Below are 24,526 nucleotides of genomic sequence, written 5' to 3' on the forward strand. Positions count from 1 at the left end.
CGGGGATCACGTCACGCCGAGTTGCACGACGGGTGGACCGGCGTACCGTCGAAGTAAGGCTTACATCGTAAGCCGCATCGGCAGAGAGCCGGTGCTTCCTCATCCGAAGGAGTACGTCATGGGCATCGTCGACAAGGCCAAGAACACCGCTGAGAAGCTCACCGGCCAGGGCAAGGAGGCCGTGGGCGACGCGACCAACAACGACGACCTCAAGGCCGAGGGCCAGAAGGACCAGGCCAAGGGCAGCGTCAAGAACGCCGCCGAGGACGTCAAGGACGTCTTCAAGAAGTAATCTCGAACGCAACCTCGGGGGCCCGCCGTCGGCGGGCCCCCGAACCCGTCCCGACGGAGGAGACAGCCATGAGCGGACAGCAGCCCCACGAACCGGTCGAGTCGGTCGGCCCCGACGGACCGATCACGACGCCGGCCTCGGGCTCGAGCGTCGACCCTGCCGTGCCCCAGGACCCGCCGCGCCGCTCGGGCCTGGACGAGAAGGGTCGCGTCAAGCGCACCCGCGCCGCCACGGCCTGGGCCTCCGCCGTCGCCCTCGCGGTCGTCACGATCCTGTTCATCGTGTTCATCGTGCAGAACTCGCAGTCGGTCGTGATCGACTTCCTGTGGATGTCGGGCGACATCTCCGCGGCCGCCGCGCTGCTGATCGCCGCCGTCGCCGGAGCGCTGCTCGTCGCGATCCCGGCCGGCGTCCGCATCACCCAGCTGCGCCACTCGCTGCGCCGCAACGGCTGACCTCTCCCGCCCGCTGGGCGGGCGGTGACTCAGCGGCGGATCCCGCGCCCCGGCGGTGAGCAGGCGTCCGTTCCCGACTCGGGAACGGACGCTCACTCACCGCCCGCGGAAGCGAACGGACGCTCACTCACCGCCCACGTGCGGGCGGCGACTCAGCGGCGGAGGGCGCGGAGCGAGCCGACGTGGAGGATCTCGGCGAACCCGTCGGCCAGCGCGCGCTCGTAGACGTGGAACGGGGCCTGCCCACCGTCGGCGGGGTCGGGGAACACGTCGTGGATCACGAGCACCCCGTCGCCCCGCACGTGGGGCGACCAGCCGGCGTAGTCGGCCTGGGCGGCCTCCTCGGTGTGGCCGCCGTCGATGAAGACCGCGTCGAGCGGCGTGGTCCAGAACGCCGAGATCGTCGTGGAGCGACCGACGATCGGCACCACGACCTCCTCGAGACCGGCCCGGTGCAGCGCGCGCCGCGCGAACGGCAGCGTGTCCATCGCCCCGATCTCGGGGTCGACGAGCTCGGTGTCGTGGTACTCCCAGCCCGGCTGCTGCTCCTCGGAGCCCCGGTGGTGGTCGAGCGTCAGCAGCGTCGCGCCGGCCTCGCGCGCGACGTGCCCCAGGTGGATCGCCGACTTGCCGCAGTACGTGCCGATCTCGACCGCCACGCCACCTGGCCGCAGGTGGGCCGCCACGACCGCCCGCAACGCATCGGCCTCGTCGTCGGGCAGGAAGCCCTTGGTCGCGGCCGCCACCGCGACGAGCGCGTCCGGCAGCGGCGCCTCCACGAAGACCTCGGCGCTCATGGCAGTGCCTCTCCTCGGAAGAGTCCGCTGCCGGGGGTGACCCGGTGCAGCGCGTCGTACGCCAGCAGGACGGTGGCCGCGGTCCACGTCGTGCGCTCGTCCGGCCAGCGCTGCTCGCTCTCGTACTCGAACCCGGTCCAGTACGAGCCGTCGTCGTCGCGCAGGTGCTGCATGTCGGCGAACACCTGCACCGCCTCGTCGCGCCGGCCCACGGCGTCGAGCGCCAGCACGAGCTCGCACGACTCCGCACCGGTGACCCACGTGTTGGGCGTGACGCACTTGATCCCCAGGCCCGGGACGACGAACGTGTCCCACCCGTCCTTGACCCGGCGCTCGGCCTCGTCGGCGGTCCACGCGGCGCCGAGCAGCGGGTAGTACCAGTCCATCGAGTGCGGCTTGGCCTCGAACAGCTCGGGCCGGTGCAGCGCGTCCGCGACGGCGGAGGACGCGGACGTCCACGCCGGACGATCGGCGCCCACGACCTGGGCGAGCCCGAGCGCGCAGCGCAGCGAGAAGGCGATGCTGGCGTTGCCGGTCACCAGCGCGTCGGGCTCACCGGGCGTCCAGACGAATGCGCCGTCGGTGCGCTGCAGCGGCAGCACGGCGTCGATCGCGGCGTCGACCATGGGCCACAGCTCACGTGCGGACGACGCGTCCCGGGTCGTGCGCCAGTGGTGCCAGACGCCGGTGGCCACGTACGCCGTGAAGTTGGCGTCGACGTAGTGCTCGACCGCCTCGCCCGCGACGTACTTCGCCGCCCACGTGCCGTCGGCACGCTGGGCCGCGGCCGACCAGCGGTAGGCCCGCTCGGCCTCGGCGCTCCGCCCGGCGGCGTCCAGACCCATCGCGGCCTGCACGTGGTCCCACGGATCGAGGTGGCCGCCGGCGTGCCACGGGATCGCGCCCGACGGCTCCTGCTGGGCCACGATCCAGTCCGCGGTCCGGACCATCTGCTCCGGTGTCACCACGGCTTCGTGAAGTACAGCGCCACGCTCTTGCCGATGAGGGGGTCGAGGGCCTTCTCCGCGAGTCGGGTGGTGGCGGGCGCCTTCATCATGTCCCAGACGAGCAGCTGGTGGTACGCCCGCACGAGCGGGTGCTGGTCGCGCTGCACGCCCACGGCGCACTTGATCCACCAGTACGGCGCGTGCAGGGCGTGCGCGTGGTGCTGGTGCCGGAAGGTCAGCCCCGTCAGCTCGAGCTTGTCGCGCAGCTCGTCGGCCGTGTAGATGCGGATGTGTCCGCCCTCGTTGGCGTGGTACTCGTCGCTGAGCGCCCAGCAGATCTTCTCGGGCAGCCAGCGCGGCACCGTGACGGCGAGCATGCCGCCGGGCGCGAGGATGCGGGTCAGCTCGCGGATCGCGGTGACGTCCTCGGGCACGTGCTCGAGGATCTCCGAGGCGAGCACGACGTCGAACGTGCCGTCCTCGTAGGGCATGTCGAGGATCGTGCCGACCTCGACGCGCCCCTGGCCCCCCGGCGGCACCTCACCCTCGAGCTGCATCGCGCCGAACATGTCGTCGACGCCCTTGAGCTCGACCTCGTCCATGTCGAACGCGGTGACGTCGGCGCCGCGGCGCAGCGCCTCGTAGGAGTGCCGCCCGGCGCCGGCACCGACGTCGATGAATCGGGTGCCGCGACCCACGCGGAGTCGGTCGAAGTCAACGGTCAGCACGGGCGTTCCTCTTCTGTGTCGCGTTCTGGGTCATGTTCTGGGTCTTGCGGATCGCGGTCTCGTAGGCGGTGACCGTGGCGGCGGCCACGGAGGTCCAGCTGTAGCGTTCCTCGACCCGGGCCAGGCCCAGGGCCACGAGGCGGGCCCGCTCGGCGGGGTCGTCGAGCAGCTCGGCGAGGGCGTCGGTGAGCTCGCCGACGTCACCGGGCGTGACGAGTCGGGCGGCGTCGCCGACCGTCTCGGGCAGGGCACCGGCGCGGCTCGCCACGACGGGCGTGCCGCACGCGAGCGCCTCCACGGTGGGCAGGCTGAACCCCTCGTACAGCGACGGCACCGCCATGACCTCGGCCGAGGCGAGCAGGGCCGCGAGGTCGTCGTCGGACAGGCCGCTGTGCAGGGTGACCGCGTCCGCGAGGCCGAGGTCCTCGATGCGGCGCGCCGTGGCGCTCTTCGGGTCGATCCGCGACACGAGATGCAGCTCGACATCGCGCTCGACCCGCAGCTTGGCGACCGACTCGAGCAGGTGCGCGACGCCCTTGAGCGGGGAGTCGGCGCTCGCGATCGCGACGATGCGACCCGGCACACGCTCGCCGCGAGGGCGGAAGACGTCGGTGTCGACGCCGAGCGGCACGACCGTCATGCGCTCCGGGTCGATCCCGAAGTCCTCGATCGTGTCGGTGGCCGAGGCGGTGGAGACCGTGAGCAGCGCCGGGAGCCGGCGGGCCACCCGGGCCTGCATGCGCACGAAGCCGTACCAGCGGCGCGTGCTGATCTGCTTGCGCAGCGACGCCGCCGCGATGTCGACCTTGCGGTCGCGGCTGATCGGGTGGTGGACCGTCGCGACGAGCGGGATCCCGCGGCGCAGCAGCCAGAGCAGGCCGTAGCCGAGCGACTGGTTGTCGTGCACGACGTCGAACGCGTCGAACCGGGGGTCGCGGGCGATGCGCAGCGTGAACGTGAGCGGCTCGGGGAACGCGGCGGTGAGCATCAGGAGGTACTCGAGCACGTCGACCGGACCGCGGAACTCGCGCAGGTGCGGCGTGCGGAACGGGTCGGGGTCGCGGTACAGGTCCAGGCTCGGCACCTTCTCGAGCCGGACCCGCGGATCCAGGGCCTCGGGGTACGGCTGACCGGAGAACACCGTGACCTCGTGACCGAGCTCGGCCAGACCACGACTCAGGTGCCTGACATACACACCCTGGCCGCCGCTGTGCTCCTTGCTGCGGTACGACAGCAGTGCGATGCGCATGTCACCTCCAATTCCGCCAGTAATCCTGTCACGGTCAGTTGCACCACGCGCTCCCGGGCAACATGAACCCGCAGGTCAGGCGTGGTCGAGGGGCGAAGCCCCCGCCCCTTGAGGTGCGAGTGAGGAACGAACGAGCCTCGAAAGGGGTACCCGAGCCCACGACCTGACCGAGGTTTCGAGGCTCGCGCCGCAAGCGGCACTCACACCTCAACCACCGGAGGTCGGGTGCAGGCGAAGCCCCCGCCCCTTGAGGTGCGAGTGAGGAACGAACGAGCCTCGAAAGGGGTACCCGAGCCCACGACCTGACCGAGGTTTCGAGGCTCGCGCCGCAAGCGGCACTCGCACCTCAACCACCGGAGGTCGGGTGCAGGCGAAGCCCCCGCCCCTTGAGGTGCGAGTGAGGAACGAACGAGCCTCGAAAGGGGTACCCGAGCCCACGACCTGACCGAGGTTTCGAGGCTCGCGCCGCAGGCGGCACTCGCACCTCAACCACCGGAGGTCAGGTGCAGGCGAAGCCCCCGCCCCTTGAGGTGCGAGTGAGGAACGAACGAGCCTCGAAAGGGGTACCCGAGCCCACGACCTGACCGAGGTTTCGAGGCTCGCGCCGCAGGCGGCACTCGCACCTCAACCACCGGTGGATCCATGGACCGAGCGGAGCGAGGTTGAGCCGCCTGCGACTCGCTCTGGCGAGTTGCAGAAGTGAGCGCGAGGAACGAGCGCGGCGGCTCAGTACCCCGTGAAGTGGTCGGTCTTGGTGCGGATGCGGTGCTTGCGCAGGTCGGTGGCCACGGGCGAGACCATCGCCGGGGGCCCGGAGACGAAGGCTCGACGGTCGCCGGAGTCCGGCACCGCCTCGCGCACCAGCTCTCCGGTCACGTGCTCGGCCGCCACGTGGGTCCAGCCGTCCGGGAGGTCCGGCGGCGCGTCGGGCGACACCAGGACGACGGGGACGCCGGCCTCCGCGAGCTCGTCGCGGTAGGCGATGGTCGCCCCCGAGGGCACGCCGTAGACCAGCACGGCGTCGCGCCCGGGCTCGTGCCGCAGCTGGCTGAGGAACGGCGTCACGCCGATGCCGCCGGCCACGAGGAGCACCGGGGCGGACCCGCGGGGCCAGAGGAAGTCGCCCCTGACGCCGGTGGCGTGCAGCTGGTCGCCGGGCTGCAGGTCGGCGATCGCCCGCTTGAAGCTCGAGCAGTCCTCGGGCACGCGGATCGCGATGTCGACGGTGTCGGCGTCCGGGCTCGACGCGACCGTGAACACGCGCCGGACCCCGCGGATGTCGGCCGCGTGCGGCACCTGCAGCTCGAGGTACTGACCCGCGCGCATCCGCACCCGGCGGCGCGGCTCGAAGCGGAACTCGCGGACGTCGCCCCCCAGGTCGCGCGTCTCGCGCAGCCGCAGCCGCACGCCGCCGCGCTGGCCGAGCAGGAACGCGATCGCGTTGGTTACGACCAGGGCCAGCTCGTAGGTGCCCTCGAACGGACCCAGGGGGATGGACTCGTCGAGGACGCGGGCGTTCCAGAGCGGCCAGGCGAACACCGCCGCGGCGAGCACCGCGAGCACGAGCTGCTGGGCCCGCCTCGGCGCGAGCGTCAGCGGCTCGGTGAGCATGAAGGCCGCGAAGAACACGATCGGCGTCGAGTACACGACGTACTCGATCGCCGCACCGGTGTCGGAGAAGGCCTCGACACCCCAGTACGTCAGCAGCGCGGCGGGCACGGCGAAGGTCACCGCGAGGGCGAACCGGCCGGTCCGGTAGAGCACGACGAGTGCGCCGGCCAGCACGAAGAAGGTCATCGACTCGTTGGCCGCCCACCAGGTCGTGGACGGCGGCGGGTTGTCGACGCGGTCGCCGAGCAGCTCGCCGAGCAGGATCATCAGCACCACACCGGCGGCCGCGGGGTTGAACACGTGCCGGGCGCGCCAGACCAGCACGTACTTCGACGCCTGGGCCGCCACCGCGGTCAGGGCGAGCCACGCGAGGGTGCCGAGCTCCATCGTGGGCCAGTAGAGGAACCACAGCAGCAGTGCCGTGATCACGGCCGACTCGGTGTGGGGGCGTCGCCGCACCAGCAGGCCGAAGACGTGGTCGGCCACGACGGAGGTCACGACGAGCACGACCAGGGTCAGCAGGAGTCCGCGCAGGGAGAAGATCGACGGATCGAGGCGCGAGGTGGCCGTCAGCACGAACGCGACGGCCGCGAGCACCAGTAGCACGAGCGTGAGGATGCGGTACATCGTCACGCGGCCGAGCAGGGTGCGGATCATGCGAACACCTCTCCGGGAAAGTCGGGAGTCGAGTGGAGCCCGGCCTCGTCGATCCAGACGGCCGCGATCCCGAGATCCTCGAGCCTGTCAGGCTTCACGAAGAACAGGGCGGTCGCCGCGCCGTCGGCCACCGCAGCAGTGTCGGCGACGACCCACGTCGCCACCACGCCACGCGTCGGCGCACCGGTGCGGGCGTCGATCACGTGGTGCAGGCCCTCGCCCCAGGCACGGCGGTTGACGGCCGATCCGCAGAGGGCCGTGCCCGGCTCGAGCGTCGCGACGCCGACGGCCATCGACGGGTCGCGCGGGTGCTCGAGCGCGACCCGGATCGGCGCCGCGCCGTGGTGGGCGATGTCACCGCCGGCGTCGACCGTGGCCGTGTGTCCGCCGGCCACGAGCAGGTCGGTGACACGGTCGACGAGCCAGCCCTTGCCGGCGGCCCCGACGTCGAGCACGGCGCCGGTGGGCACCGTCAGGACCGAGCCGTCACGTGTGGCCGACGACCAGGCGGGCGCCGGGACCGGGGCCCCGTGCTGGCGGAGCGTGTACGCGGCGTCGTAGCCGAGCAGCTCCAGCCCGCCGCCGACGAGCGGGTTGACGGCGCCGTCGGTCGCGGCGTGCAGGAGGTCGTAGAGGTCGAGCAGCAGCGGCGCGCCCGGACCGAGGTCGACGGACTCACCGGCCCGCAGGCGGGCGACGGCGCCGTCCTCGCGAAAGCGCGACCACGTGCGGTCGACCTGCGCGACGAGATCGGCCACGGCGTCACGCTGGACCGTCGACACGACCGCGGCCGTGTCGACGGCCCAGGCGGTACCGATCGCGTCGAACCGCCAGGACTCAGGCAGCGGCTTCATCCACGATCTTGTCGATCGCGGCGTTGAAGCCGCTGCTCGTGAGCGAGGAGCCGGAGACCTTCGAGACGTCCAGCTCGCTGATCTTGGTGCCGACGACCTCGTCGGCGATGCCGCCGGCGAACTTCTTCTGGAACTGCTCGGAGTTGCCGCCGTCGGCCTGCGGGGTCACGGTGACGGCGCTGATCGTGCCGTCCTCCGCGAGGGTCAGGTCGACCTCGACGGACTGCTGACCGCCGGGGGTCTGGTAGCTGCCCTCGGCGGCGTAGTCGCCGGCCGCGAACGTCGTCGGCACGTCGTTGGAGGTGTCCTCGGCCTGACCGCTCGTCGACTCGCCGGAGGAGCCGGAGTCCGAGGCGCTGTCGTCGGACTCGCTCCCGCACGCCGCGGTGAGCAGCAGCATCGAGGCGGCGGCGCCGGTCAGCACCATCTTCGTGGTCCGGGGGAGGGTCACCGGTCTCAGCTCCTGGGATCGCAGGTGGTGGAAACGTCAATCAGTGCAACGGACGCGGGACGCGAACGGTTCCCGGCGACATCGGACTCACAGCCGGGCCACAGCCCGTGTCGCTGCGTGAAACCCTGCCATGCCGTGGACGCCACCGCCGGGGGGTGTCGACGCCGAGCACAGGTACATCCCCGGGACCCCGAGCCAGTACGGGTCGAGCGACAGGCGTGGGCGGGCCACGGTCTGGCGCAGCGTCATCTCCCCGCCCGTGACGTCGCCGCCCAGGTAGTTGGCGTTGTGGGCCTGCAGGTCGGCCGTGCTGGTGACGGCTCGGCCGACGATGCGGTCACGCGTGCCGGGGGCGAAGCGCTCGAGCTGGTCGAGGATCGCTTCGGTGGCGTCGCCGGTGTACCCGTGCGGCACGTGCGCGTAGGCGAGCACGGGGTGGATCGAGCCGTTCGAGCGTGCCGGGTCGGCCACGTACTGCTGGCAGACCATGACGAACGGGCGCTCCGCCACCCGCCCGGCGCTCACAGCCGAGTCGGCGGCGTGGATCTCCTCCAGCGTGCCGCCGACGTGCACCGTGCCGGCGAGGGCCATGTCGGGATGCGTCCACGGGATGCCGCCGTCGACGGCGAGGTCGATCTTGAACATTCCCGGGCCCGGCCGCCAGCGCTGCAGCGCCCGGCTGACCCGGCGCGGCAGGCGGTCGCCGAGCATCGCGAGCGGCTGGTCGACGCCGGTGTCGAACATGACGACGTCCGCGTCGGGCACCGCGGTGACCCGCTCCCCCGTGACGACCGTGCCGCCCGACTCCTCGAGCACCGAGACCAGCGCGCGGGCGATCGACGCCGAGCCGCCCTCGGCGACGGGCCAGCCGCGCGCGTGGCCCATCAGGCCGAACATCAGCCCGAGCGCGCCGGTGGCCCACCGGGTGTGCGGGGCGATGGAGTGCGCCGTGAGTCCGGCCAGCAGCGCGCGAGCCTCCTCGGTCTCGAACCGCCTCGCCACGACGTTCGACGGCACGAGGCCCATGGCGCCGAAGCGGGCCATCACGAGGGGGTGCCGCGGGATGCCGACCAGCGGTGCGAGCGTGCTCGCGGTGATCTGGTCGGCGCGCTCCACGAGCGGGGTGAACGTGCGTCGCCAGGCGTCGCCGTCGGCGCCGAGGGTCGCGGCGGTGGCGTCGATGTCGCGCCGCAGGGCTGAGCCGCGGCCGCCGTCGAGCGGGTGGCCCGCCTCGACGTCGGCCCAGCGCCACGTGAGCCCGTGGTCCTGCAGGTCGAGCGACGAGAAGAAGGGGGAGGCGACGCCGGTCGGGTGCGCGGCCGAGCACAGGTCGTGGACCACGCCGGGCACCGTGAGCTCCGCGGACCGCATGCCGCCGCCCGGCTCGTCCTCCGCCTCGACGACCGTGACGTCCAGGCCCGCGCGCGCCAGCACGATGGCGGCAGCGAGCCCGTTGGGCCCCGACCCGATCACGACGGCGGTGGTCATGGCGTCACGCTAGCGAGCGCGCGCCCGGTCGCCTAGCGTGGCGGCGTGGAGACCGAGCAGCTGTCCATCCCGACCCGTCTCGGCACGCTCCACGCACGGCTTCGGGGCGATGGTCCGCTCGTGGTCCTGTGGCCGAGCCTGCTGATGGACGGCACGCTCTGGGACGGCGTCACGGCGCAGCTCGCGAAGCGGTGGACGACGCTCGCGCTCGACCCGCCGGGCCACGGCCACAGCGAGCCGCTGCGCCGCAGCTTCACGCTCGACGAGTGCGCCGGTGCGCTGCTCGACGTGGTCGACCACGCGGAGGTCGAGACGGCGCACGTCATCGGCAACTCGTGGGGCGGGATGGTCGGGGCGACGTTCGCCGCCCGGCACGGTGACCGGCTCGGGGCGGCGGTGCTCATGAACGCGACCGGGTCCGCGGCCGGGCGCCGACAGCGGCTCGAGTTCGGCGCGATGCTCGGCCTGGGCCGCCTGCTCGGCGGTGTCCGGCCACCGCTGACGCGCTCGGTGGTGAAGGCGTTCCTCGGCCCGACGACACTGCGCGAGCGGCCGGACGTCGTGCAGCACGTGCGCGACTCGGTGCAGGCGGTCGATCTCGACTCGGCCTCGTTCGCGGTGCGCAGCGTCGTGCCCGACCGCCCGGACCAGCGCTCCCTGCTCGCCCAGATCGACCGGCCCGTGCTCGTCGTGGCCGGCCGCGAGGACGCGACGTTCCCCGTGGCGGAGACCCGGGCGATGGCCGACGCGATCCCCGGTGCCGAGATGTGGGTCGTCGAGGACGCCGCCCACCTCGTCGCCCTCGAGGTCCCTGCCACCGTCGCCCCGCGGGTCGCCGACTTCCTCGCCCGCCACGACTGACCCCCCTCCCACCTGAGCGGGCGGTGAGTGAGCGACCTGTCCCGCTGGGAGCGGTGAGCTAGCGACCTCTCACCTCACTCGAGAGGTCGCTGGCTCACCGCCCGGGGGCGGAACAGGTCGCTAAGTCACCGCTCGGGGGCGGACAGGGCGCGGAGGCCGGCGGCACGGCTGGCGAAGCGGGCGGCGCCGCGCATCGCGATCGGCTCGGGGGTGCGCCGCGCGACCGTGGCGAGCGCGCGACCGGATCGGCCGTGCAGCGCGCGACCGGCCGTGCGCGACATGCGGACGGCGGCCGTGACGCGGGGCCGGCGCAGCCGCTCGAACGCTGCGAACGTCGCGCGCCCGCCGCCGCGCTCCGCCCACAGCGCGGCGAGCACCACGGCGTCCTCGATCGCGAGGCACCCGCCCTGGCCGAGCCCCGGCTGCATCGCGTGCGCCGCGTCGCCGATCACGACGCACCGGTCGTCGAACCAGTGCCGTGGCTGGGCTCGATCGAGCATCTCGTGCTGCAGCACCGAGCTCGCCGGAGTCGCGGCGATCAGCTCCGGCACCGGCGCGGGCCAGAGGTCGGCGTCCGGGCGCCACACGTCGGCGCCGCCGGCGCGGGTCGCGAACCAGTACGTGCGGCCACCCGTCATCGGCATCACCCCGGCCTCGGCGCGGTCGCCCCAGACGACCCCCGCGTACGAGGGGTCGACGGCGATCGGCGCGACGCCCCGCCACGCGACGTAGCCGGCCGGCCGCTCGCGCAGGGACGGGTCGAGGTGCCGCGCGACGACGGACCGGAAGCCGTCGGCGCCCACCACGAGGTCGGCGTCGATCGCCGAGGGATCGGTGACGCCGGCGTCGAGCGTCACCGGACCGGCGTGCCCGGCGAGCAGGGCCTGCAGCTCGCCGCGGTCGACGACGCGGGCCGGCTCCCCCAGCGCCCGCACGGTCGCGACCGGGTCGAGACGACGCACCAGCGAGCCGTCGGCCCGGCGGATCAGCGCCGATGCGACCGGCTCACCGAGGTCGCGGACCGCGTCGCCGAGGTCGAGTGCGTCGAGGGCGGCCAGCGCGTTGGGCCAAATCGTCAGCCCGGCACCGCCACCGAGCCACCCGCGCTCGTCGCGCAGCTCGACCTCCAGGCCCGCGCGGCGCATCGCCACGGCGAACGTGAGCCCGGCCAGCCCGGCCCCCACCACCACGACGCGTTCCACCCCTCCACGCTAGCCCCCGGGCACGGCCGTCAGGAGCACCTCGAGCGTCCATCGGGTTGACTGGAGTCGTGGCCACGCGACTCCTCCTCATCGCCGACACCCACCTGCCGAAGCGTGCCAAGGTGCTGCCGCAGCAGGTCTGGACCGCGGTCGAGGCCGCCGACGTGGTGGTGCATGCCGGCGACTGGGTCGACGTCGCCCTGCTCGACGAGCTGGAGCAGCGGTCGGAGCGACTCGTGGCGGTCTTCGGCAACAACGACCACGGGGAGCTGCGCGAGCGCCTGCCCGAGGTGGCGCGGGTCGAGATCGAGGGCCTGCGGATCGGGGTCGTGCACGAGACCGGCGCCTCGACGGGCCGCGAGAAGCGCTGCGCGCGTGACTACCCCGATCTCGACGTGCTGGTGTTCGGGCACAGCCACATCCCCTGGGACACCGTGGCGACGAAGGACGACGGCACCGAGCTGCGCCTGCTCAACCCCGGCTCCCCCACCGACCGTCGTCGCCAGCCGCACTGCACCTACCTGACGGCGATCGTCGACGACGGCCGCCTGACCGACGTCGAGCTGCACCGCCTCCCGCCACGGGCGCAGGCCGCCCCTTGAGGTGCGAGGAACGAGCCTCGAAAGGGGTACCCGAGCCCACGTCCTGACCGAGGTTTCGAGGCTCGTCGCTGGCGCTCCTCACACCTCAACCACCGGTGGTCACCACGTGCCGAGCGAAGCGAGGCTGAGCCGCCTGCCACTCGCTCTAGCGAGTTGCAGAAGCGAGCGCGAGGAACGAGCGCGCCGGCTCAACCACCGGAGCTTTCCGCCCCTTGAGGTGCGAGGAACGAGCCTCGAAAGGGGTACCCGAGCCCACGTCCTGACCGAGGTTTCGAGGCTCGCGCCGCAGGCGGCACTCACACCTCAACCACCGGTGGTCACCACGTGCCGAGCGAAGCGAGGCTGAGCCGCCTGCCACTCGCTCTAGCGAGTTGCAGAAGCGAGCGCGAGGAACGAGCGCGCCGGCTCAACCACCGGGCCTTTCCGCCCCTTGAGGTGCGAGGAATGAGCCTCGAAAGGGGTACCCGAGCCCAGAACCTGACCGAGGTTTCGAGGCTCGCGCCGCAAGCGGCACTCACACCTCAACCACCGGTGTTCACCACGTGCCGAGCGAAGCGAGGCTGAGCCGCCTGCCACTCGCTCTAGCGAGTTGCAGAAGCGAGCGCGAGGAACGAGCGCGCCGGCTCACCACCGGAGCTTTCCGCCCCTTGAGGTGCGAGGAACGAGCCTCGAAAGGGGTACCGCAACCCAGAACCTGACCGAGGTTTCGAGGCTCGCGCCGCAGGCGGCACTCACACCTCAACCACCGGAGTGACCACGTGCCGAGCGAAGCGAGGCTGAGCCGCCTGCGACTCGCTCTAGCGAGTTGCAGAAGCGAGCGCGAGGAACGAGCGCGCCGGCTCAACCACCGGGGCTTTCCGCCCCTTGAGGTGCGAGGAACGAGCCTCGAAAGGGGTACCCGAGCCCAGAACCTGACCGAGGCTTCGAGGCTCGTCGCTGGCGCTCCTCGCACCTCAACCAGCGGGGGGTCAGAGGGGCTGGAGCTCGGTGATGGTCCAGGTGTCGCCGGACTTCTCGACCGTGACCGACAGCTGGGCCGCGGAGACGCTGCCCTGGTTGTCGGTGGCGCGCTGGCTGGTCTGGTCGAGGAACACGAGCACGACGGCCGAGTCCTCCGTCGCCTCCTTGACCGCCACCGACTGCACTGCGGCCGTCAGGGTCAGCTGCTGACCGGGCGCCTTCTCCTGCAGGTCGACGAAGAGCGTGTCGTACTCCTCACGCGCGTCGCCGGCCAGCACCTGGTCGGCGGCCGCCGTCGTGGCCTCGGGGTCGGCGAAGTCGTAGGTGAGCACCTGGTTGAGCCCGGTGGTCACGAAGGACTGGATCTCGGCCGTCAGGGTGGCGTCGACGACGGCCAGGTTCTCGGCGGCGGTCGTGGAGCGCAGCTCGTTCGCCTGGAACAGGCCGAAGACGCCCACGAGGGCCAGGACGCCGGCGAGCACGAAGGGCGCGAGTCGCGCGGTGAGGAGGGAGCGGACACGGGTCATGACAGGCTCACCGCCACTTGCTGGAGGTTCTCGATCTTCCACTCGCCCTCGACCAGCGTCATCTGGGCGGAGAAGCGGTTGCGCTTGAGGGTCGGCTCGCTGTCGGGGGCCGCGTCGTCGATCACCGTGATCTCCACGGCGGCCACGACGGTGGCCTCCTCGCCGTCGATGCTCAGCACGGCCGCGTCGACGACCTCGGCCGTGGCGATCTTCTGCTCGTCGATCAGGAGCTGGCGCTGGCCCTCGTCGATGCCGGCGATGCCGTCCTGGAACTGCCCGGTCGTGACCTCCTCCCAGGCGGCGAGGTCGGTGTCGGTATCGCGGTAGTCGAGGGTGTTGATGGTCTCGATGCCCTCGGTGCCCGCGATCAGGGCGGAGTCGCGGTCCTGCGCGACGGCGAGCTGGTCGTCGTGCGCCGCCTCCCACCACCACCACGAACCGACGACCGCGATGACGCTGCCCAGGATCAGGGCCAGCATGCCGAGCGCAGGCCGCCCACGGCCGGGTGAACCGGCGTCACCGGTCCCCGCCCCCGACGGGAGGGAGGTGTCGGGGGCGGGGTCGGCCTCGGACACGTCGGTCGACGTGCCCGTCGAGTCGTCCAGCATGAGGGTGCCGTCCGGCTCGGTCTGGTCCGCGGCGATCTCGCCTGCGGTCTGGATCTGTTGTCTCATTGGTTTCCCCCCAGGAGATCGGACAGGTCGTCGACGTCGTACAGCACGACGCCGGTCGGGTTCGGCATGGCCGATCCTCCCGTGTTGAGCTGCTCCGTGGCCAGGTACTGCGCCGCCGGATTCTGACCGGGCACGGCCTGGGGCCCGCGGACGTTGACCCCGGTGGCCGGATCGACGGCACAACCGGCGCCCGTGTTGAAGGCGTCGCCAGGGCTGGTGTCGGTGCCCGGACGGGGCGTGGTGCCGCCGTAGCCGGTGGTGCAGGGCAACGGCTTCGTGAAGGAGGTCGACAGGCCCAGGTTGAGCGAACCGCTGCCCGCCACGAGCCACCCGATGCTGACGGCGTCGGGCACGCGGATCAGCGCGTCCTCGACGCCCAGCGCGTTGACGCCGAAGACCTGCGCGGTCGAGACCAGGTTGCCCAGCAGCATCCCCAGCGGCTGGCCCACCTCGGCGAAGAGGGCGTTGACCTCGACCATGGCGGCCGGCGACTGCGTGATGAGCGTGCGCAGGTCGGCGTCGCTCGTGCGCAGGGTCTGCGTGATGAGCGCGAGGTCGCGGCTGAAGGACGTGATGTCGTCGCTCGAGGCGATCTGGGTGTCGAGCACCGTGCTGGAGCTCTCGATGAGCCGGGTCGTGTTGAGGAAGTTCTCCTGCGCCGTGCGGGCGAAGTCGAGCGAGGTGTCCAGCAGCACGCCGAAGTCGTCGCCGACACCCCGCGTGGCGCTGTAGGTCTCGTCGATCACGGTGCGCAGCGAGTCCTCCGGGACCGAGGCGACGAAGTCGCGACCCGAGCGCAGGACGTCGTCGAACGCCGGGGGGAGGGAGTCGTCGTCGCCGTTGATGCGGTCACCGTCGGCGAGGTTGGTGCCACCGGTGGCGTCGCTCTTCAGGTCGAGGTACTGCTCGCCGATCGCCGAGCGGTTCGTGACCGTGGCCTCGGCGTCGGTCGGGATGTCGGGCGCGTCCGACTCGATCTCGAGCGTCGCGACCATGCCGTCGTCGGTCACGGTCATGTCGGTGACCCGGCCCACCTGGACCCCGCGGTAGGTGACCTCGCTGTTGACGAACAGGCCGCCGGCGTTGGGCAGCTCGACCTGCAGCTGGTAGCTGCGGGCGAACGGATCGATGCCCACGTACTTCGCACCGAGGTAGCTCGTGCCGAGCAGCGCGATGACGACGAACGCGATGAGCTTGTTGCGGACGGACGTGGTGATCACTGGCCCTCCTCCTCGGGGTCGGGGGTGGGCGACGGTGACGTCGGCGCGGTCGACGGGGGCGTCGGCAGCGTCGTGGGCGGCAGCCCCGGACCCGGCGTGGGCAGGGTCGGCGACGGATCCGGCAGCCCGGTCGGGGGCAGCGGGATCGTCGGGGTGGCGATACCCGGCATCGGCGAGCTCGTGGGCGGCAGGATCATCGGTGCCGTCGAGCCACTTCCCCCGCAAATCGCGCAGGGCTCGGTCGGCTGCTCCCAGACGCAGCCGATCGCGGTGCAGTCGGTGGGCAGCGTGCGGAAGTTCGTCGTGACGAAGACGTTGAGGTAGTCGCCCTTGATCGCCGGCAGGACCGAGTCGGGGAACGGGTAGGTCAGGAGAATCTCGAGCGCGTCCGGCAGGTCCTGGCCCGAGGCGGCGAGCTGGGTCAGGATCGGCTCGAGCAGCTTCAGGTCGGCGACGATGTCGGCCTGGGCGGCGTCGAGCGTCTCGACCGCCACGCCGGAGAGGCCGTCGAGCGCCTCCAGCATCGCGACAAACTGCGGGCGCTGGGCCTCGAGCTCGGCCAGGCCGGGCGCGAGCCCGTCGAGCGCCGAGACGATCTTGTCGCTCTCACCGTCGAGCGTGGTCGAGAGCGACGCCAGGCTGTCGAGGGTCACCGCGATGTCGGCGCTGCGGGCGTCGACCGTGGTGACGAAGCCCTCGAGCTGGGTCAGGAAGGTGCGGACCCGCTCCGGGTCGCCGGCCGAGATGTCCTGCAGCTCGCGGGAGATGTTCTTGAACTCCTGGACGTCGCCGCCGTTGAGCACGAGCGACAGCGCACCGAGCACCTGCTCGACCTGCGCGGCACGGTCGGTGTCGTCAAGGCCGAGACGCGTGCCGGAGGAGAGCTGGGCGTCACCCGCCCGCACGTCGTCGGCGTCGGGGCGCACGAGCGCGACGTACTTCTCGCCCAACAGCGACGACTGCTCGACGCGGGCGGTGGTGCCCTCGGGCAGGTTGGTGTCGCCGTTGACGAGGAGCTCGACGACGGCCGAGCGACCGTCGTCGGCCAGCTCGATCTTGGAGACCCGTCCGACCGGCACGTTGTCGGCCCGCACCGACGACTGCGGCACGAGGTCGAGCACGTCGTCGAACTCGGCCGTCAGGGTGACCGGGTCGCCGCCGAGGTCGGCGCCGCCAGGCAGCGGGGTGTCGTAGACGCCGCGGTCGGTGATGCCGCAGCCGCCGATCAGCAGCAGGGCACCGGCTGCCGCAGCGGCCGCCGTGCGAGCCAGGCGTGAACGGGTCATGGTGCGCATCACGGGGCCACCTCCACGCCGGGCAGGAGCACCGGGGGCGCGGTGGGTCCGGTCGTGCCGCTGTTGCCCGTGGGGCTCCAGATCGTGGCCTCGTTGAGATTGCCGCGACCGTCGAGCGTGCCGTAGGCGGGGTTGTAGGCGCCGAGGAAGTTCTGCAGGAGCAGCGGGATGAGCCGCACCGACTCGTCGAGCGACGCCTGCTGGTTCACCAAGGTCTGCGTCGGGCCGATCAGGTTCTGCACGCTGGTCTGCAGGTTGCCCCGGTTGTCGCGGATGAAGTCGTCGAGCACGGCCATGGCGTCACCGAGGTTCGTGATGGCCGACGCGAGGTCGGTGCGGTCGGCAGCGAGGTAGTCGGTGACCTCGGCGAACTGGGAGTTGGCCGACGAGACCGCGGCGTCGTTCTCGACCAACATGTCCGACAGGTCGGCCAGGTTGCCGATCGTCGCGAACAGGTCGTCGTCGACCCCGGCGAGCGTCGTGGACGCCTCGCTGAAGCTGCTGATCGTGCGGTTGATGTCGAGGCCCGTGCCGTCGAGGTTGGCGGCGGCGACGTCGAGCAGGTCCGACAGCGCACCGTCGGCGTTGGCTCCCTCGGGGCCGAGCTGGGTGCTGATGTCCTCCAGGCCCGCGTAGAGCTCGTCGACCTCGACCGGCACGGCCGTGTCGTCGACCTTGATCAGCGCGCCGTCGGCGAGGGCATCGCCCTCGATGAACGGCTCGGTGAGCTGCACGAACCGGTCCGAGACCAGGGTGGGAGCAACGATCACCGCATCGGTGTCGGCCGCGACCTCCACGCCGGAGTCGAGCTTCATGCCGACCCGCACGATCGGGCCGTCGGGCTCGACCGAGGTGACCTCGCCGACCGACACGCCCAGCACCTGCACGTCGGAGCCCGGGTACAGGCCGACGGTCTCGGTGAACTCGGCAGTGAGCTCGACACGGTCGCGCTCTGACCACCAGGCGTAGCCGAACCACAGCAGCGCCGCCACGAGCGCGAACAGCACCACCGGTGCGACGGACCTGATTCGCGAGCTCATGACGCCACCGCCTGTGAAAGAGCAACGATCGGCGCTGGCGTCATGAGTTCACCCGACATGGTCACTCGCTGGCGCTCGTTCATGCTCCTCCTCCGCTCGCGGGAGAACAGTCCCGCACGATGTCGTTGGTCAGCTGCGGCGCGCCGTCAGGGCCGAACAGGCCGCACAGGTACGCGTCGATCCAGCGACCCTGGCCGCTGGCCGAGGACAGGACCCGGTAGTACGGACCGAGCTTGGCCAGCGCCGAGTCGAGGTTGGCCTGGTTGTTGGTGAGGATCTGCGCGACCTGGTCGAGCTCGGCCAGCGCCGGCTGGAGCTGCTCCTCGTTGTCGCTCACGAGTCCCTGCAGCTGGATGCCGAGCGAGGACGTGCTCTCGAGCAGGGCCTGGACGGTCTCGCGCCGGTTCTCGAGCTCGGTGAGCAGCAGGCTGCCGTCGCTGATCAGCGCGGCGAGCTCGTCATTGCGGTTGGCGAACGTCTCGGTGACGGTGCTGGTGGACTCCAGCAGCGCCGCGAGCTCCTCGTCGCGTGTCGAGATCGTGCGCGACAGGTCCGTGAGGCCGGCGACCGTGGTCTGCACCGACTCGGGGGTGTCGCGGAACGCGTCGGCCAGGGCCGTGAAGCTGGCCTCGAGCTGCTGGGTGTCGATCTCGCCGATGTTGTCGGAGAGGTCGGAGAACGCGGCCGTGACGTCGTACGGGGTCGTGGTGCGCTCGAGCGGGATGGCCTCGTCGAGCTCCTCGCGACCACCCGGGTCGACCGACAGGTACTTCTGGCCCAGGAGCGTCTTGACCTTGACCGCCGCGGTGGTCTGCGAGCCGAGGCGGACGTCCTTGGCCGTGAAGGTCACGACGACCTCGCCCTTCTCGAGCTCGATGCCCGTGACGCTGCCGACCTTGACGCCGGACACCCGGACCTCGGTACCGGTCTTGAGTCCACCGGCCTCGGCGAAGTGCGCGGAGTACTCGCGGCCCTCGCCGATGATCGGCAGGCGGTCCGCGTTGAACGTCGCGAAGAAGATCAGCGTGAGGCTCAGGAGACCGATGACCGCGATCGTGACGCGGTTGCGTTCGGCGAACGCCTTCCCGTACCTGCTCATGCGGACACCCCCTCGTGAGCACCGGTGGTTGACTGACCGAGGTTTCGAGGCTCCGGCGCCAGAGCGCCGTCGCACCTCAACCACCGGGGGTGAGCACCGGTGGTTGAGGTGCGAGGAGCGCCAGCGACGAGCCTCGAAACCTCGGTCACGCGACGGGCTGAGGAACCCCTTTCGAGGCTCCTCGTTCCTCGTCGCACCTCAAGGGGCGGGGCTTCGCCCGCACCACCGGTGGTTGAGGTGCGAGGAGCGCTAGCGACGAGCCTCGAAACCTCGGTCACGCGACGGGCTGAGTCAGCAACGAACGTGCTCATGCGGCGCACCTCGCGGAGTTGGACTGGACGCCGACGTCGCCGAAGTAGCCCTCGGGGTTCGGGATGACGCCGCCGATCTGGCAGACGTAGAAGTTGAGCCACGAGCCGTAGCTGCCGATCGTGCCGATCGCGTCGAGCTTGGTGGGCAGCATCGTGAAGAACTCGTTGAGCGTGCCCTCGGCGTCCGACAGGTTGCCGGCGAGGGTCTGCAGCGCCGCGATGTCGTTCTTGAGCGGCGCGCGGCCTTCCTCGAGGAGGTCGGCGACGCTGACCGACAGGCCGCTGAGCCCGTCGAGGGTGCTGCCGATCGTCTCGCGGTCGGACGCCAGGCCGGAGACGAGCTGCGACATCGTGGTGATGACGGCGTCGACCTGGTCGGTACGGCCGTTGATCGTGGTGAGCACCGAGCTGAGGCTCGTGATGAGCTCGCCGATCACGGCGTCCTTCTCGGCCAGGGTCGAGGTGAGGTTTCCGGTGCTGGCGAGCAGGGTGTCGACGGAGGCGCCGTCACCCTGGAACACCGCGATGATGTCGGAGCTCAGCGCGTTGACGTCGTCGGGGTCGAGCGCCTGCAGCAGCGGCTGGAAGCCGTTGAACAGCAGCGTGAGGTCGAGCGCGGGTGCGGTCTCGTCGAGGCTGAACGTGTGCCCGGGCTCGAGTGCGTCGCCCTTGCGCTCCGGCGGCTCGAGCGAGATGTACCGCTGTCCCACGAGGTTGCGGAACTTGAGCTGCGCCACGGTGCCCTTCTCGACAGTCGTGCCGTCGGCCACCGTGAACTCCACGACCGCGTTGGCGTCGTCGTCGAGTCCGATCTTCGCGACCGTGCCGACCTTGACGCCGGCCATGCGCACGTCGTCGCCCTTGTTGAGGCTCGTGGCGTCGGTGTACACGGCCGTGTACGTCTCGCCCGGTCCGCTGGAGTTCCGGATCGTGGCGGCGAGGGCCGCCGTGGCGAGCACCGTCAGGAGCGTGAACGCGATGCTCTTGATCAGGATGATCCTCACTGGACCGTCACCACCGTTCCGCGGAGCGTGGGGCCGAGCAGCAGGCTGGACCAGGCCGGGTACTCGTCGGGCGGGAGGTTCTGGCCCCCTGCCATCAGCTCGGCGATGAGCTGGTTCTCGGCCGGGGAGTTGACCTCACCCAGGCCCATGGCGTCGCTGAGCTGCGCCGCGACGAGCGGGCTCGGCGGGGGCGCGACGACCGGGGGCGTGTCGGCGGAGGCCGGGTTCGTGACCGCACCGGTCTGGTACGGGCAGCGGGGTCCGCCACCGGACTGGAACTGCGGGCTGTCGGTGCCGTACTGGTAGGCGCCGCGGCTCGGCACGACGTTCAGCGTGACGTGGATGCCGGGCTCGCCCGAGTTGGCGCCGAGCACCTCGTCCATGACCGGGATGAAGTCGCTGACGGCCTTGAACAGGCACGGGAACTGCGTGGCGTACGGCGCAGCGGCGCCGAGGGCGTCGCGGCTGGCCGCCGAGAGCGTGATGATGTTGCCCTGGTTGGCCTCCAGGAACGCCTGCGTCGTGTTCGAGGTCGTGATGACCGTGGCGAACAGGTTGGTGAGCGTCTGGCTCTCGGCCACGATCGTGTCGGCCGTGACCGTGAGGTCGTCGAGCGCGTCCAGAAGGTCGGGTGCTGCGACGTCGTAGGTGCGGGCGACCTCGCCGAGCTTGACCAGGTCGTCGGCCATCTGCGGCACGTACGGCTGGAGCTGGGTGAGGTAGGTGCCCCACTCCTCCATGGCCACGCCGATGTCGTCGCCGCGGCCCGAGAGCATCAGGCTGAGCTCGCCGAGCGCGGCCGCGAGCTTGTCGGGCTGCAGGGCCTCGAGCACGGGCAGCATCTCGTCGAGGACCTCCTCGAGCTCGACGGCCTCGTCGGAGGCGTCCTGGCGGATCGTGGCGCCGGCCTCGAGCCCGTCGCCGCTCGTGGCGCCGTCGGCCTGCAGCTGCACGTAGCGCTCGCCGAACAGGGTCTTGGGCAGGAGCCGCGCGACGGTGTCGGACGGCAGACGCTCGGCGATGCCCGGCTTGAGCGCCAGCGTGAGCACGGCGCCGTCGTCGGTGGACTCGATGCGCTTGACCTCGCCGACCGGGACGCCGTTGAGCTTGACGTCGGAGCCGGGCTGCATCGCGTTGCCGACGCTGCCGGTCGTGAGCTGGATCTCGGTGCGGGGCGAGAACGCCTTGTTGTACATCAGCACCGCGACGATCAGGCCGGTGACGATGATGCCGATGAACACGACACCGAACACCAGGTCGAGGGGACGGGTGCTCCGCACCACCACGGGCCCGCTCATCCGGCGATCCTGACGGTCGTGCTCGTGCCCCACAGGGCGAGCGAGAGCACGAGGTCGAGCACCGCGACAGTGACGATGCTGCGCCGCACGGCCGTGCCGACCGCGATGCCGACGCCCGCCGGGCCGCCGTGCGCGGTGAAGCCGAGGCGGCAGTGGATCAGGATGATGATGACGGCGAACACGAGCACCTTGACGAACGACAGCAGGATGTCGATCGGCGGCAGGAACAGCGTGAAGTAGTGGTCGTAGGTTCCCGCGGACTGGCCGTAGAAGTAGACCGTGACGATGCGGGAGCCGGCGTACGAGGTGAGCAGGCCGATCACGTACAGCGGGATGATCGCGACGAATCCGGCGACGACGCGCGTCGTGACGAGGTAGCGGCGGCTGGCCACGGCCATGACGTCGAGGGCGTCGACCTCCTCGTTGATGCGCATCGCGCCGAGCTGGGCGGTGAAGCCCGAGCCGACCGTGGCTGACAGTGCGAGTGCCGCCACCAGGGGCGCGATCTCGCGGGTGTTGAAGTACGCCGAGATGAAGCCGTTGAGGGTGGCGGTGCCGATCTGGTCGAGGGCGGCGTAGCCCTGCATGCCGACCACGGTGCCGACGAACAGGGTCATGCCGAGCATCACGCCGATCGTGCCGCCGATGACCGCCAGGGCACCGGTGCCGAAGCTGACCTCGGACAGCAGTCGCGCGATCTCCTTGGGGTGGAAGCGGATCGCCTGGGGGATCGCCGTGAGCACGCCGATGTGGAAGCGCAGGCCGGCGCCGAGGCTGGCGAGCCGGTCGGCCGGCGCCTTCGCGGCGCGCTTGGCGATCGAGTCGCGCTTCGGCCGCGCGGGCGGCGGAAACTGCGGCTGCGCGTGCGGCTGCGGCTGGGGTTGGGTGGCAGTCATGACGACACCGCCTTTGAAGAACGCACGGTAGGCGGTGCCGACATGACAACTCCCATGTTTCTCTCGCTTCGCTCGTTCATGTCAGGCTCCCTTGCCCGGGACGAGCTGGAGGTACAGCGTGGTGATCACGAAGTTGACGAAGAAGAGCATCAGGAACGTCACGACGACCGACTGGTTGACCGCGTCGCCCACGCCCTTCGGGCCGGGCGCGGTGTTGAGCCCGCGGTAGCAGGCGATGACACCGGCCACGAAGCCGAACACGACGGCCTTGATCTCGCCGACCCAGAGGTCGGAGATCTGCGCGAGGGCCGTGAACGAGGCGAGGTAGGCGCCCGGCGTTCCGCCCTGCACGATGACGTTGAAGACGTAGCCGCCGATCACGCCGACGACCGAGACGAGGCCGTTCAGCAGCACCGCGGCCATGACACAGGCGATGACGCGTGGCACGACGAGCCGCCGCACGGGGTCGATGCCCATGACGCGCATCGCGTCGATCTCGTCCTTGATGCGGCGTGAGCCGAGGTCGGCACAGATCGCCGCACCACCGGCGCCAGCGATGACGAGCGTGGTGACGATGGGTGCCGCCTGTTGCACGACGGCCAGGACGCTGGCGGCACCCGTGAACGACTGGGCACCGACCTGCACCGTGAGGGTGCCGAGCTGCAGCGCGATGACCGCGCCGAACGGGATGGCCACGAGCATCGCCGGCACCCAGCTGACGCTGACGACGAACCAGAACTGCTCCAGCACCTCGCGCCAGGCGAACGGCCGGCGGAAGGTCGAGCGGACGGCGTCCAGGCCCAGCGCCATGAGGTCGCCGACCGAGGTCAGGGCCCGCGTGGCGATCCCGCGCTTGGGAAGGGGACGTGCTCGATCAGCTTCGTCGTCGGGCGCGATGTAGAGCTGCGCCGCCCCACTGGCGACCCGCTGGCGGTGCCGCTCGTTGGCCGCGCGGGGCTGCCCCGACTTGGGCATCAGCTGGCGCGGCAGCACCTCGACCGGCCGGGCACCGGCGTGACGCGAGAGCACCGAGGTGCCGCCGGGGTAGACCGGGTCAAGCTCGACCGGCTGCTCGCGGCGGTGGTCGGTCTCCTCGCTCATGCCGATGGGCCCCTCGGGGTCGCCGCTCATGAACTGGCTGACGACGGGGTGGTCGGTGAGCAGGAAGTCCTCGCGCGGGCCGAACATCACGAGCTCGCGGCGGTAGAGCATGCCGAGGTTGTCGGGCATCGTGCGGGCGAGCTCGATGTTGTGGGTGACCACCAGCATCGTGGCGTCGGTGGCGGCGTTGACCTCCACGAGCAGCTGGGCGAGGTTCGAGGTGCGCACGGGGTCGAGGCCGGAGTCCGGCTCGTCGATCAGGATGATCTCGGGATCAGTCACGAGCGAACGGGCCAGGCCGGCGCGCTTCTTCATGCCGCCGGAGATCTCGCCGGGCACCTTGTGCTCCTGGCCCACGAGCCCGACCATGTCGAGCTTCTCCATGACGATCTCGCGGATCTCGTTCTCGTTCTTGCGGGTGTGCTCGCGCAGCGGGAAGGCGACGTTGTCGTAGACATTCATCGAGCCGAAGAGCGCGCCGTCCTGGAACAGCACGCCGAAGCGCTTGCGCATCTCCAGGCGCATGGCCTCGGTGGCGCGCACCATGTCGGTGCCGTCGATCAGGATCGAGCCCGCCTCCGGCTGCACGAGGCCCATGACCGACTTCAGGAACACCGACTTGCCGGTGCCCGAGGGGCCCAGCAGTGCAGTGATCTCGCCGGCGGGAAGCGTCAGCGTGACGTCGTTCCAGATGTTCTGGCTGCCGTACGTCTTGCTGAGGCCCTCGACCTCGACCGTGCCGCCCATGCGGTGCCCTCCTCCGTGGTCCGCCGACTCCGTCGGCCTGACGCGGCGCACGACCCCCGAGTGGTCGGCGCCACCGTGAACCTAGGTGTGCCCCACGTCACGGCGCTACCCCCAAGGAGCGATGTCGTCGATCTGGACGGTTTTTTGTCACCTGCCTCAC

At 71.2% G+C, this 24,526-nt stretch carries 23 protein-coding genes; 4 read left to right on the forward strand and 19 right to left on the reverse strand.

Annotation, left to right across the window (positions count from 1 at the left end; genetic code table 11):
* The first annotated feature begins 118 nt into the window (after positions 1 to 118).
* Both V6S66_RS15725 and V6S66_RS15730 read left to right on the forward strand, forming a co-directional pair.
* Positions 119 to 292: a CsbD family protein gene (locus tag V6S66_RS15725; RefSeq protein WP_334207729.1), complete on the forward strand. Its 174-nt coding sequence runs from the start codon at positions 119 to 121 to the stop codon at positions 290 to 292.
* A 68-nt stretch (positions 293 to 360) separates the two neighbouring features.
* A complete protein-coding gene (locus V6S66_RS15730; protein WP_334207730.1) occupies positions 361 to 747 on the forward strand; it encodes a lipopolysaccharide assembly protein LapA domain-containing protein in 387 nt (128 codons plus the stop codon).
* A gap of 152 nt (positions 748 to 899) precedes the next feature.
* Here the strand turns inward: V6S66_RS15730 and V6S66_RS15735 are convergent, their stop codons facing one another.
* From V6S66_RS15735 to V6S66_RS15770, 8 genes are all read right to left on the reverse strand, one after another.
* Positions 900 to 1,544, reverse strand: coding sequence for a class I SAM-dependent methyltransferase (locus V6S66_RS15735; RefSeq protein WP_334207731.1), 645 nt, complete (start codon positions 1,542 to 1,544; stop codon positions 900 to 902).
* Positions 1,541 to 2,509, reverse strand: coding sequence for a prenyltransferase (locus tag V6S66_RS15740; protein ID WP_334207732.1), 969 nt, complete (start codon positions 2,507 to 2,509; stop codon positions 1,541 to 1,543). The genes V6S66_RS15735 and V6S66_RS15740 overlap by 4 nt, the downstream gene beginning before the upstream one ends.
* Positions 2,506 to 3,219, reverse strand: coding sequence for a class I SAM-dependent methyltransferase (locus V6S66_RS15745; RefSeq protein ID WP_334207733.1), 714 nt, complete (start codon positions 3,217 to 3,219; stop codon positions 2,506 to 2,508). Before V6S66_RS15745 ends, V6S66_RS15740 begins: the two co-directional genes overlap by 4 nt.
* Positions 3,206 to 4,468 (reverse strand): glycosyltransferase family 4 protein, encoded by a 1,263-nt coding sequence (locus V6S66_RS15750; protein ID WP_334207734.1) that lies wholly within the window; start codon positions 4,466 to 4,468, stop codon positions 3,206 to 3,208. Before V6S66_RS15750 ends, V6S66_RS15745 begins: the two co-directional genes overlap by 14 nt.
* A 726-nt stretch (positions 4,469 to 5,194) precedes the next feature.
* Positions 5,195 to 6,736 (reverse strand): FAD-dependent oxidoreductase, encoded by a 1,542-nt coding sequence (locus V6S66_RS15755; RefSeq protein WP_334207735.1) that lies wholly within the window; start codon positions 6,734 to 6,736, stop codon positions 5,195 to 5,197.
* The gene (locus tag V6S66_RS15760) at positions 6,733 to 7,590 is read right to left on the reverse strand and encodes an FAD:protein FMN transferase (RefSeq protein ID WP_334207736.1); all 858 of its coding nucleotides are present in this window, start codon (positions 7,588 to 7,590) and stop codon (positions 6,733 to 6,735) included. Before V6S66_RS15760 ends, V6S66_RS15755 begins: the two co-directional genes overlap by 4 nt.
* Positions 7,574 to 8,041 (reverse strand): FMN-binding protein, encoded by a 468-nt coding sequence (locus V6S66_RS15765; RefSeq protein ID WP_334207737.1) that lies wholly within the window; start codon positions 8,039 to 8,041, stop codon positions 7,574 to 7,576. Before V6S66_RS15765 ends, V6S66_RS15760 begins: the two co-directional genes overlap by 17 nt.
* Before the next feature lie 87 nt (positions 8,042 to 8,128).
* Entirely contained in the window at positions 8,129 to 9,529 is a 1,401-nt protein-coding gene (locus tag V6S66_RS15770; RefSeq protein WP_334207738.1) for a phytoene desaturase family protein, read from the reverse strand.
* Between the two features lie 45 nt (positions 9,530 to 9,574).
* Here V6S66_RS15770 and V6S66_RS15775 point away from each other — a divergent pair, with 45 nt between their 5' ends.
* On the forward strand, positions 9,575 to 10,390 hold the full coding sequence (locus V6S66_RS15775; protein WP_334207739.1) for an alpha/beta fold hydrolase: 816 nt from the start codon (positions 9,575 to 9,577) through the stop codon (positions 10,388 to 10,390).
* Positions 10,391 to 10,515: 125 nt separating this feature from the next.
* Here V6S66_RS15775 and V6S66_RS15780 read toward each other — a convergent pair whose 3' ends face one another.
* On the reverse strand, positions 10,516 to 11,592 hold the full coding sequence (locus tag V6S66_RS15780; RefSeq protein WP_334207740.1) for an FAD-dependent monooxygenase: 1,077 nt from the start codon (positions 11,590 to 11,592) through the stop codon (positions 10,516 to 10,518).
* 68 nt (positions 11,593 to 11,660) lie between these two features.
* On the opposite strand from V6S66_RS15780, the gene V6S66_RS15785 reads away from it, so the two are divergent.
* The gene (locus V6S66_RS15785) at positions 11,661 to 12,194 is read left to right on the forward strand and encodes a metallophosphoesterase family protein (protein WP_334207741.1); all 534 of its coding nucleotides are present in this window, start codon (positions 11,661 to 11,663) and stop codon (positions 12,192 to 12,194) included.
* Positions 12,195 to 13,162: 968 nt separating this feature from the next.
* Here V6S66_RS15785 and V6S66_RS15790 read toward each other — a convergent pair.
* From V6S66_RS15790 to V6S66_RS17070, 10 genes are all read right to left on the reverse strand, one after another.
* Positions 13,163 to 13,681 (reverse strand): hypothetical protein, encoded by a 519-nt coding sequence (locus tag V6S66_RS15790; protein ID WP_334207742.1) that lies wholly within the window; start codon positions 13,679 to 13,681, stop codon positions 13,163 to 13,165.
* On the reverse strand, positions 13,678 to 14,355 hold the full coding sequence (locus V6S66_RS15795; RefSeq protein WP_334207743.1) for a hypothetical protein: 678 nt from the start codon (positions 14,353 to 14,355) through the stop codon (positions 13,678 to 13,680). Before V6S66_RS15795 ends, V6S66_RS15790 begins: the two co-directional genes overlap by 4 nt.
* Positions 14,352 to 15,575: an MlaD family protein gene (locus V6S66_RS15800; protein ID WP_334207744.1), complete on the reverse strand. Its 1,224-nt coding sequence runs from the start codon at positions 15,573 to 15,575 to the stop codon at positions 14,352 to 14,354. Before V6S66_RS15800 ends, V6S66_RS15795 begins: the two co-directional genes overlap by 4 nt.
* Positions 15,572 to 16,861, reverse strand: coding sequence for an MCE family protein (locus tag V6S66_RS15805; protein ID WP_334207745.1), 1,290 nt, complete (start codon positions 16,859 to 16,861; stop codon positions 15,572 to 15,574). Before V6S66_RS15805 ends, V6S66_RS15800 begins: the two co-directional genes overlap by 4 nt.
* Before the next feature lie 8 nt (positions 16,862 to 16,869).
* The gene (locus tag V6S66_RS15810; RefSeq protein WP_334207746.1) at positions 16,870 to 17,910 is read right to left on the reverse strand and encodes an MCE family protein; all 1,041 of its coding nucleotides are present in this window, start codon (positions 17,908 to 17,910) and stop codon (positions 16,870 to 16,872) included.
* A gap of 79 nt (positions 17,911 to 17,989) precedes the next feature.
* Positions 17,990 to 19,009, reverse strand: a complete 1,020-nt coding sequence (locus V6S66_RS15815) for an MCE family protein (protein ID WP_334207747.1) — start codon at positions 19,007 to 19,009, stop codon at positions 17,990 to 17,992.
* A 307-nt stretch (positions 19,010 to 19,316) separates the two neighbouring features.
* A complete protein-coding gene (locus V6S66_RS15820; protein ID WP_334207748.1) occupies positions 19,317 to 20,324 on the reverse strand; it encodes an MlaD family protein in 1,008 nt (335 codons plus the stop codon).
* Positions 20,321 to 21,622 carry an MCE family protein gene (locus tag V6S66_RS15825; RefSeq protein ID WP_334207749.1) on the reverse strand — a complete coding sequence of 434 codons (1,302 nt, stop codon included), beginning with the start codon at positions 21,620 to 21,622 and terminating at the stop codon, positions 20,321 to 20,323. Before V6S66_RS15825 ends, V6S66_RS15820 begins: the two co-directional genes overlap by 4 nt.
* Positions 21,619 to 22,518 (reverse strand): MlaE family ABC transporter permease, encoded by a 900-nt coding sequence (locus V6S66_RS15830; RefSeq protein WP_334207750.1) that lies wholly within the window; start codon positions 22,516 to 22,518, stop codon positions 21,619 to 21,621. Before V6S66_RS15830 ends, V6S66_RS15825 begins: the two co-directional genes overlap by 4 nt.
* 81 nt (positions 22,519 to 22,599) lie before the next feature.
* A complete protein-coding gene (locus tag V6S66_RS17070) occupies positions 22,600 to 24,366 on the reverse strand; it encodes an ABC transporter permease (RefSeq protein WP_442885945.1) in 1,767 nt (588 codons plus the stop codon).
* Positions 24,367 to 24,526 lie beyond the last annotated feature (160 nt).

Origin of the sequence: Aeromicrobium sp. Sec7.5 (assembly GCF_036867135.1) — a bacterium.
Lineage (GTDB): Bacteria > Actinomycetota > Actinomycetes > Propionibacteriales > Nocardioidaceae > Aeromicrobium.

Coding starts and splice junctions, on each gene's coding strand:
- V6S66_RS15725 (WP_334207729.1), top strand. CDS start 119: ATGGGCATCGTCGACAAGGCCAAGAACACCGCTGAGAAGCTCACCGGC.
- V6S66_RS15810 (WP_334207746.1), bottom strand. CDS start 17,910: ATGAGCTCGCGAATCAGGTCCGTCGCACCGGTGGTGCTGTTCGCGCTC.
- V6S66_RS17070 (WP_442885945.1), bottom strand. CDS start 24,366: ATGGGCGGCACGGTCGAGGTCGAGGGCCTCAGCAAGACGTACGGCAGC.
- V6S66_RS15825 (WP_334207749.1), bottom strand. CDS start 21,622: ATGAGCGGGCCCGTGGTGGTGCGGAGCACCCGTCCCCTCGACCTGGTG.
- V6S66_RS15815 (WP_334207747.1), bottom strand. CDS start 19,009: ATGAGCAGGTACGGGAAGGCGTTCGCCGAACGCAACCGCGTCACGATC.
- V6S66_RS15735 (WP_334207731.1), bottom strand. CDS start 1,544: ATGAGCGCCGAGGTCTTCGTGGAGGCGCCGCTGCCGGACGCGCTCGTC.
- V6S66_RS15805 (WP_334207745.1), bottom strand. CDS start 16,861: ATGACCCGTTCACGCCTGGCTCGCACGGCGGCCGCTGCGGCAGCCGGT.
- V6S66_RS15795 (WP_334207743.1), bottom strand. CDS start 14,355: ATGAGACAACAGATCCAGACCGCAGGCGAGATCGCCGCGGACCAGACC.
- V6S66_RS15830 (WP_334207750.1), bottom strand. CDS start 22,518: ATGACTGCCACCCAACCCCAGCCGCAGCCGCACGCGCAGCCGCAGTTT.
- V6S66_RS15770 (WP_334207738.1), bottom strand. CDS start 9,529: ATGACCACCGCCGTCGTGATCGGGTCGGGGCCCAACGGGCTCGCTGCC.
- V6S66_RS15755 (WP_334207735.1), bottom strand. CDS start 6,736: ATGATCCGCACCCTGCTCGGCCGCGTGACGATGTACCGCATCCTCACG.
- V6S66_RS15730 (WP_334207730.1), top strand. CDS start 361: ATGAGCGGACAGCAGCCCCACGAACCGGTCGAGTCGGTCGGCCCCGAC.
- V6S66_RS15790 (WP_334207742.1), bottom strand. CDS start 13,681: ATGACCCGTGTCCGCTCCCTCCTCACCGCGCGACTCGCGCCCTTCGTG.
- V6S66_RS15750 (WP_334207734.1), bottom strand. CDS start 4,468: ATGCGCATCGCACTGCTGTCGTACCGCAGCAAGGAGCACAGCGGCGGC.
- V6S66_RS15760 (WP_334207736.1), bottom strand. CDS start 7,590: ATGAAGCCGCTGCCTGAGTCCTGGCGGTTCGACGCGATCGGTACCGCC.